8 protein-coding genes and 1 rRNA gene are annotated in these 8,382 nt (G+C 69.2%); 5 read left to right on the top strand and 4 right to left on the bottom strand.

Going from position 1 to position 8,382, the window contains the following annotated elements:
• Nucleotides 1–74 (top strand): 5S ribosomal RNA (rrf, locus tag ACZ6YG_RS41350); the annotation flags it as partial.
• 132 nt (nt 75–206) lie between these two features.
• On the opposite strand, the gene ACZ6YG_RS41345 is transcribed toward rrf, so the two are convergent.
• Nucleotides 207–956, bottom strand: a complete 750-nt coding sequence (locus tag ACZ6YG_RS41345) for an SAM-dependent methyltransferase (protein ID WP_466020949.1) — start codon at nt 954–956, stop codon at nt 207–209.
• A gap of 152 nt (nt 957–1,108) precedes the next feature.
• On the opposite strand from ACZ6YG_RS41345, the gene ACZ6YG_RS41340 reads away from it, so the two are divergent.
• Complete coding sequence (locus tag ACZ6YG_RS41340; protein ID WP_466020948.1) at nt 1,109–1,882, top strand: transposase family protein; 774 nt, start codon at nt 1,109–1,111, stop codon at nt 1,880–1,882.
• A gap of 751 nt (nt 1,883–2,633) precedes the next feature.
• Here ACZ6YG_RS41340 and ACZ6YG_RS41335 read toward each other — a convergent pair.
• Nucleotides 2,634–3,560, bottom strand: coding sequence for a hypothetical protein (locus ACZ6YG_RS41335; RefSeq protein WP_466020947.1), 927 nt, complete (start codon nt 3,558–3,560; stop codon nt 2,634–2,636).
• Here ACZ6YG_RS41335 and ACZ6YG_RS41330 point away from each other — a divergent pair.
• Nucleotides 3,498–4,805 (top strand): hypothetical protein, encoded by a 1,308-nt coding sequence (locus tag ACZ6YG_RS41330; protein ID WP_345483290.1) that lies wholly within the window; start codon nt 3,498–3,500, stop codon nt 4,803–4,805. The genes ACZ6YG_RS41335 and ACZ6YG_RS41330 overlap by 63 nt on opposite strands.
• Nucleotides 4,806–4,860: 55 nt before the next feature.
• Here ACZ6YG_RS41330 and ACZ6YG_RS41325 read toward each other — a convergent pair whose 3' ends face one another.
• Nucleotides 4,861–5,787, bottom strand: a complete 927-nt coding sequence (locus tag ACZ6YG_RS41325; RefSeq protein ID WP_466020946.1) for an MBL fold metallo-hydrolase — start codon at nt 5,785–5,787, stop codon at nt 4,861–4,863.
• Nucleotides 5,788–5,896: 109 nt separating this feature from the next.
• Here ACZ6YG_RS41325 and ACZ6YG_RS41320 point away from each other — a divergent pair, with 109 nt between their 5' ends.
• Entirely contained in the window at nt 5,897–6,292 is a 396-nt protein-coding gene (locus ACZ6YG_RS41320; protein WP_466020945.1) for a single-stranded DNA-binding protein, read from the top strand.
• A gap of 79 nt (nt 6,293–6,371) precedes the next feature.
• Here ACZ6YG_RS41320 and ACZ6YG_RS41315 read toward each other — a convergent pair whose 3' ends face one another.
• Nucleotides 6,372–7,850 (bottom strand): DUF1015 family protein, encoded by a 1,479-nt coding sequence (locus ACZ6YG_RS41315; protein ID WP_466020944.1) that lies wholly within the window; start codon nt 7,848–7,850, stop codon nt 6,372–6,374.
• Nucleotides 7,851–7,948: 98 nt separating this feature from the next.
• Here ACZ6YG_RS41315 and ACZ6YG_RS41310 point away from each other — a divergent pair, with 98 nt between their 5' ends.
• Nucleotides 7,949–8,371 carry a tetratricopeptide repeat protein gene (locus ACZ6YG_RS41310; protein ID WP_148031235.1) on the top strand — a complete coding sequence of 141 codons (423 nt, stop codon included), beginning with the start codon at nt 7,949–7,951 and terminating at the stop codon, nt 8,369–8,371.
• Nucleotides 8,372–8,382 lie beyond the last annotated feature (11 nt).

Below are 8,382 nucleotides of genomic sequence, written 5' to 3'. Positions count from 1 at the left end.
ACCCGGAAGTTAAGCTTCTCTGCGCCGATGGTACTGCACTCGGGAGGGTGTGGGAGAGTAGGTCACCGCCGGACAATTTTCATATGGGAAAGGCCTCGACAGGTTCTGTCGGGGCCTTTCCTTGTTTCGTGAGGGCCCGAGGCTACGGCTTCGGGGCTTTTCTCGTTTTCTGGGGCCTCGGCATGCTTGCCGAGGCCCTTTGTGTTTCAGGAGGTCGCCTCCTGGCGGAGTACGAAGACACCCCAGCCCAGATACTCCCGCCCGTACTCCAGATGTGAGCGCCTGGCCGTCGTCAGGAACTCACGCATGGCGTCGGCGTCGGGATCTCCGGGGTTGGCGCGAAGCCAGTCGCTTATCGTCCACCACTGGCTCGCCACGTACCGATCCCAGCTGTCCGGGCTGGCCAGCACCATTTCCAGCAGCTCGAATCCCGCCTGTTCGAAACGCTCTCCCGTACCGGAAAGAGAGGTGAAGGTGTCCTCCTCCAGAGAGAGGGCCCGCACCGCATCGGGCGGGGGCGGGGCCGTCCAGTAGCACTCTCCCACCAGGGCGAGCCCGTCACGGCGGAGGGGGCGGCGCATCAGGTCGAGCGTGCCGGAAAGGCCGCCGCCTATCCACGTCGCGCCGATGCAGGACACGATGTCGAACGCTCCCGGTTCGGCGTCGTACGTGCCGGCGTCCGCTTCGACGAACTGGACGCGGTCGGAGACCCCCAGTTCACCGGCGCGATCTCTCGCCGCTTCCAGGAACACCTTGCTGATGTCGACGCCGATGCCCTGATGGCCGTAACGGGCGGACCAGCGATTCAACATTTCGCCCTTGCCGCACGCCAGGTCGAGTTGCCGCGTTCCCGCGTCGACACGGCAGATCTCCCCCAGCAGATCGAGCTTGTCATCGGTGAGCGGATTGAGTATGCGGTGACGGGCTTCGGCTATTTCATGGAAGCGCAGAGACATGGGGTCAGTCTCACGGAACCGTTTTCATCCCCATGCGGCGGAGTGCTGATCACAGCATGATCGCGAGGTTGGCGTTCACCTGATGGCATGGCGAAACCCCTGGTAGACGGGTTGATCACCACAATCACGTCCGCCGCAACCAGGGGCCTCGCATGTTGTTCTACCGTGCTGCCGTCGATTTGTCGCGCTCAACCCTGAACTACGTCGCCGGCCTCATCCGCCGGCACCGCAAGAGGATCGGCTCCACCTGGCGCCTGCTCAACCCGGGACAGCAGGCCCTGCTCGTACTGGTCTACCTGCGCAAGGGCGAGACGTTCACCGAGATCGGTGCCGGCTTCGGAATCTCGACGACCACGGCGTGGCGGTATGTCGAAGAGACCGTGATGCTGCTGTCGGCGCGCTCGCCCAAGCTCGGACAGGCGCTGCGCAGGGCCAAACGCGACAGCCTGCACTACCTGGTGCTGGACGGCACGCTGATCCCCATCGACCGGGTTGCCGCCGACCGGCCCTACTTCTCCGGCAAGCATCGCGTGCACGGGATGAACGTCCAGGTCATCGCCGCACCGGACGGAACGATCCTGTGGACCTCGGGTGCGCTGCCGGGCAAGACCCACGACCTGAGCGCGGCGCGTATCTGGGGCATCCTGCGCGCAGTCGAGCAGGCCGGGATCATCACCCTGGCCGACAAGGCCTATCAGGGAGCCGAAGGTCCGGTCCGCACTCCGTACAAGGGCAAGAACAAGCCCGCCTCCCAGAAGCAGGCCAACCGCGCCCACGCCAGGCTCCGCGGTCCTGGCGAACGGGCGAACGCCCAGCTGAAGAGCTGGAAGATCCTCCGGAAGCTACGCTGCAGCCCGTCCAAGGCCGGACACCTGTGCAAGGCCATCGCCGTGCTGCAGAATCACCGAGTCGCGCAGGCGGCGTGAGGATGAAAAGCGTTCACGGAAGCTGTCTCGGCCCTGCCACTCAATATGCAGGTCACTCGGATGACCGGCGGCTTCGGGTCGGCCGGATCCGTGGTTGTGCGGGTTCCGGACATGCCCCGGCTTGCTAGGCTGGGGGGGTACCGGGCCACCCCAACCACGGGTGGCCTTCGTCGCGTAAGGCCCGGGATGGGCGGCGACCAGCCACGGCGGGCCCGTACGGGTAATAGAGGCTCGCTGAGTGAGCCAACGAAATGGACCAGAAGTGAACAGAGATAGCGGATCGGACGGCGAGCAGCGCGGGCGCGGCGATAACGGGGGCGAGCGCTCGCATGGCGACAGGAACGGCGGATCCGGTTCCCGCGGACGCGACGATCGAGACCGTCCGTTCCGTTCAGGCGGCGACAGGCGTTCCTATCAGGACCGAGGCCGGGGAGGCCAGGGGCGGGGCGAAGGCGGCGGCCGGCCGTTCCGCGACCGCGACGATCGCGGACCGCGCGGCGCCGGGGGTTATCGTGATCGCCGTGAGGGCGATGACCGCCGTTCCTATCGCGATCGTGACGAAGGTCGTCCTTCCGGAGATCGTGGCGAGAGCCGGCCGTACCGGGACCGTGATGACCGCGGTCCTCGGCAGGAGCGTGGTTACAGCGGCGAGCGCCGGTCGTTCCGGGATCGGGACGACCGTGGCCCGCGTGGTGAGGGCGACCGTCGTCCCTTCCGTGATCGGGACGACCGCGGCTCCCAGCGTGGCCCGTCAAGGGACAGAGACGAACGTCGGCCCTACCAGGACCGGGGGGATCGTCCGTCCTATCAGGATCGTGGGGAGCGTCGGCCGTACCAAGATCGTGGGGACCGTCCCTCTTACCAGGACCGTGGCGAGCGTCGCCCCTATCAGGACCGGGGAGACCGCCCGTCCTACCAGGACCGGGGTGACCGTCGGCCGCACCAGGATCGTGGGGACCGTCCGTCCTATCAGGATCGTGGGGAGCGTCGGCCGTACCAAGATCGTGGGGGCCGTCCGTCCTATCAGGACCGTGGCGAGCGTCGCCCGTACCAGGACCGGGGGGATCGTCCGTCCCATCAGGATCGTGGCGAGCGTCGGCCCTATCAGGACCGGGGTGATCGTCCCTCCTACCAGGATCGTGGCGAGCGTCGGCCCTACCAGGACCGTGGGGACCGTCGGCCGGATCAGGATCGCGGCGAGCGTCGCCCCTATCAGGACCGGGGGGATCGTCCGTCCCATCAGGATCGTGGGGAGCGTCGCCCGTACCGCGATCGGGACGAGAGCCGTCCTCCCAGGGATCGTGATGAGCGTCGTCCGTACCGGGATCGCGACGATCGCGGCTCCCGGAGCGAGGGTGAGCGCCGTCCCTTCAGGGAGCGCGACGATCGCGGACCCCGGCGTGACGACCGTGGCCCGCGCCGTGAGGGGGGCTCGCGTCCGTTCTCGCGGGAGGAGCGGCCCGGCGCTCGCGCCCGCTTCGGCAGGGACGACCGCGAGGGTGACCGGCCGCAGCGCGAGCCGCTGCCTGAGGTCGCGCCCGACATCAGCGCCGACGACCTCGACAAGGAGGTGCGCGAGGAGCTGCGGTCCCTGCCCACGGATCTTGCGGAGCTGGTGGGCCGGCACCTCCTCGCCGCCGAGCGCGCCCTCGAAGAGGACGATCCCGACAAGGCTCACGAACACACCAAGGTGGCGCGCAGGTTCGCGGCCAGGATCGGTGTCGTACGGGAGGCGGCCGGCATCGTCGCGTACCGGGCCGGACACTTCAGCGAGGCGTTGAGCGATCTGCGCGCCGCCAGGAGGATGACCGGTTCGGAGGCGTACCTGCCGGTCATGGCGGACTGCGAGCGCGGGATGGGACGTCCGGAACGGGCGCTCGACCTGGTGCGCTCGCCGGAGGCCGAGCGGCTTGACCGGGCCGGGCGGATCGAGCTGACGATCGTGGAGTCGGGGGCGCGTCGCGACCTCGGCCAGCACGACGCGGCGGTCATCACGCTCCAGCGGCTTCCGGAGCTGCGCGACCCGCAGCCCCGTCCGTGGTCGGCGCGCCTGGCGTTCGCGTACGCCGACGCGCTGGAGGAAGCGGGACACCACGACGCGGCGGTGGACTGGTTCGGCAGGGCGGTGGCGTTCGACGAGGACGGCGAGACGGACGCCGCCGAGCGGTACGCCGAGCTGACCGGCGCGACGATCGAGGACGTCGAGGAAGGCTACGACGAGGACTTCGTGTCCCCGGGGGACGCCGCTTCCGAGGCATCCACGGAGGCCGGCGGCGAAGGCGAACCGGAAGCTCGTGACGCCGGACCGGCCGCACAGGATGCCGGCAAGGCCGGCAGCGAGGCGGAGCCGGACGCGCCGCGTGCTGAAGAGGCCGACCATGACGCCGAGCAGGGCAGGTCGTCCGAGCGGCCCGGCGCGGACAACCGCCGTGAGCAGGCCGAGAGCGTCCCGGCTGCGTCGCCTGAGCAGTCCGGGGACGACAGCGACTCGGCCACGTCCCCCGAGCAGGCTCGGGGGGAGGCAGGTACGTCGGCCGAGCGGGCTGAGGGCGAGAGCGACGCGGCCACGTCGCCGGGGCAGCCTCGGGAGGCGGGTACGTCGGCCGAGCGCGCCGGGGACGAGAGTGTCGCTACGTCGCCTGAGCGGGCTGAGGGTGAGAGCACCTCGGCCATGTCGCCCGGGCGGGCTCGGGAGGAGGCGGGTACGTCGCCTGAGCAGGCCGGGGGCGCGTCGTCCAAGCGAACCGGCGGGGCGGCACGACCCGGTCAGACGGGCGAGCCCGTAGCGGGCGAGCCGGACGCACCGACGGATGCCGAGCACGGAAAGCAGGGCGGCGCTTCATCGGTGCCGATCTCCCCGTCCTTCATCGAGCCGGACTTCGGTGACCATGCTGGGGACGAACCTGGCAAGCAGTCCGAGTAGGTGACGTTCTCGGGTACGCACTCCCGTTCTGGCGAGTGCGTACCCGAGGTCGTGTTCACGGGGAGACGCGGTCCAGCCAGTGGAGGATGCCGGCGACGTTCGACGGGGCGCCGCTGAGCAGCTCGAACTGCTCGGCCGTCTCGTCGTCGCCGGCCAGCGCCTGGTAGCGCTCTCTGGTACGGTCCCGCACCATGGCCACGGCGTGGTCCAGGTCCAAGCCTTCGGCGTGGGCCTGGCGGGTGAGGTCCACCCAGATGCGCAGCTCCTCAGCTGATCGGTCGAGCGTGTCCCGTACCGCGTCGACCGGCCCGTAATGGCTGAACAGCAGCCGCTGTGGCTCCAATGCCTGGAACAGGGCGATCGAGTCGAGGGCGGTCTGCAGGTCGAAGTCCGGAGGCGGGGTGGCCGGGCGCAGATCGCCGGTCTGCGGCAGGTAAACGCCCGCGGCGTCGCCGACATAAAGGTCACCGGTGGCGGAGTCGATCAGCCCTACGTGGTGCTTGGCGTGGCCGGGAGAGTAGTGGCTGCTCAGCGTCCTGCCGTTGCCGAGGTCGATGGCGCCGGTGTCGCCGAGGGCGACGATGCGTTCGGCCTCGGTGGGGGAGAGCTCGCCGAACAGCGTGTCCAGGCGGTCTCCCCACACCATTCTGGCGCTGGCCATCAGCCTGGCCGGTTCGGCCAGATGCCGGGCGCCCTTCTCGTGCACGACGACCTGCGCGGACGGGAAGAACTTGGCGATGTCTCCCACCCCGCCCGCGTGGTCGAGATGAATGTGCGTGACCACGACGGTGGCCAGATCGTCCGGGCCGACGCCCAGCGACGCGAGCGCGTCACGCACGACGGGGGCCGAGGTGGATGTCCCCGTTTCGACCAGGCAGGGACGATCACCCAGGATGAGGTAACCGGCGGTGATACCTGAGTATCCGGCCATCTTCGTGTCGATCTCATAGACGTCGCCGCCCAGGGCGGTGATGTTGTCCACAGGCACTCCAGAGCCGTGTCCGCTATCCCCAGAACGGCGTTCGAGCCGAACTGGACTTCCTCACATCGTAGAGAGTGATCTCCACCCGATCACCAATGGGAGGACGACAGTGGACCGCAACGAGGTCTTGCTGGTGGGACGGCTGTCCGCGGCAGTCGAAGACCGGAGTCTGCCGAGCGGCGACACCATGACGAAGTGGCGGCTGCTGGTGCGCCGCCGCAGGCACAGGCGGGACGGCATGGTCACCGACAGCATTCCGTGCGTCAGCTTCAACCAGGAGGTGGCCGACGTCCTCCGCACTCTCCGACCCCGTGACGCCATGGAGGTCACCGGTGCCTTCCGTTGCCGTGTCTTCGGTCCGGCGTCGGGCAAGATCTGGGCCTACGAGGTCGAGGTGGCCACGGTCAGGGTCATCGAGGCCGCCCCCCTCCCGGCGGGCGAGCCCGGCGAACCGCCGGTCCCTTCCGCGCCCCGCCCGGTCGCCGTCCTCGCCGAGGCGGGCTGACGCCGGGCGGTCCGTTCGGCGCGCCGTCCGTGACGGGCCGGTGCTCTCCGCCGTCGGCGCTCGTGACGGGGGAGAACGGTCAGCGGATGGCGAAGGTTCGCAGGACCAGGCCCGTGCGGGGCTTGGGGCCGAAGGAGGTCGACTTGCGCGGCACCCGCTCGCCGCCCGACGCCACCGCGAGGACGTCGGCGACGTCCAGCGGCCTGAGGATCACGGCGGTGCCACCTGTGGCCGCGGCGAGCTCCACGGCGGCGTGCGGGTCGTGGTGCACGATCCGCACCGTCTCCTCGTCGTCGCGCAGGCCCCACACCTTGGGCAGGACGAACTCGGTGAGGATGGAGGTGTTCAGCGAGTTCCACCGGGCCGAGCGGTCCGCCGGCATGGCCTGCGCGAGTTGCAGCGGGTCGGGGCTGGTGAGGAGGTGCGCGCCGTTCTCGCAGGCCAGCAGGAAGGCCGGGCCTTCGGTCTGGTGGAGCGCGTGGAGGCCCTCGTCGAGGTCGCTGAGATCCTGTACGCGCCACGAGCCCTTGGCCCTGGCCACCGCCTCCTCCAGCGGGAGCCCGGGGATGACGCGATGGATGGCCTTGAGGTCGGGCGGGTACGCGTCGGTGTCCACGAGCAACGCCAGGCCGAAGTCCCACGGGCTCCGCTTGACCTGCTCCGAGTCCTGAGCGCCTCGGCCGTCGTCCTCACGGCCGTTCGAGGGGATCCCGTCCTGGGCGGGGTGGCCGGGTCCGGTGGGTTCGGCGTGCAGGGCGTGTTCGCGGCGCTGGAGTATGCGGTACGTCGCGTACCTGTGATGGCCGTCGGCGATGAGGGCCTGGCGGGGATGGAGGTCGGCGTTGACGGCGGCTATCTCCGCGTCGTCGGTGACCGCCCAGAGCCGGTGGGTGAGGCCGTCCTCGGTGTGCGCGGTGACCAGGGGCTCGCGGTGCGTGGCCACCTCGTCCACGAGGCGGGTCGCCGCGCCGTCCTGGCCGTTGTAGAGGAGGAAGATGGGTTCGAGGTTGGCCTGGGTGGTGCTCATGAGGGCCAGGCGGTCGGCGATGGGGCCGGGTAGCACGTCCTCGTGCGGCAGGATGATGCGCTGCGCCGGATCCGGGAGGCAGACGTCGCCGATGATGCCGCGCTGCAGCACCCCTGGGCCTCGCTGCTCGTACACGTAGAGCGCCGGCTGCTCGTCGGGGACGAGGACACCGGACGCGAGCCACGCTTCCAGCATTCTTCCCGCCTCCTGATACCTGGAATTGGGCGAGACTTGGATCTGACTTTGGGAGGAAACAAGAGGATTGTCAGAGTTAATGGTGTTCTGGTCTGTAGAGGTAGAGGGATCGGAAGGGGGCTTCTGAGCATCAGTGCCGGGTCTGCCGGGAACGATGAGACGGACGACGTTGTTGGGATGAGCGTCCAGCAGGGCGCTCACATCGCCGTCGGAGATCAGGTCGTAAGGCGGGGAGGTCACCTTGGCGGGATCGTCTACGGCGAAGCGGACGCCCCGGAATGGGCGAAGGATCAGCCCGTCCGGTATCGGCAGTTCAGAATTCCCCATACCGGGCATGCTGCCATAAACGCCCGAGTCTTCCCGTAGTCGCCTCAATGCCCCGCTGGGATCCGATTCCGTAACTCCGTCGTATGCCGATGTAGGAGGGCTCACGCATGATGGAAGGTGCCGACGGCCGCGCAGATTCCCCCGGCACCCCCCAGGGTGACGTGTACGACTGGTACCAGCGGGGTGTGAAGCTCTTGAAGGAGGGCAGCCCCGCGGCCGCCGCCGCGCTGCTGGAGCGTGCCGCCGACGCGGAGCCGGATTCGCGCAGCATCAGGGAGGCGCTGGCACGGGCCCAGTTCAACTCCCGCCGGTACGCGGAGGCGGCCAGCAGTTTCCAGTGGATCGTGGACGACAACCCGACGGAGGATTACGCGTACTTCGGGTTGGGGCTGTCGCTGTGGCGGACCGGCGACATCGAGGCGGCCCAGGAGCCGCTGGCGATCGCCGTCGCCATGCGGCCCGACGACCGCAACTACGTGTCGGCGTTGCGCAGCGTCCGGGCCACCTTAAAGGCCCGGAGGGACATGTGAGGCGCGGCTGC

This window comes from Nonomuraea sp. NPDC054003, assembly GCF_055585125.1.
This window is presented reverse-complemented; position numbering and strand designations above follow the sequence as displayed.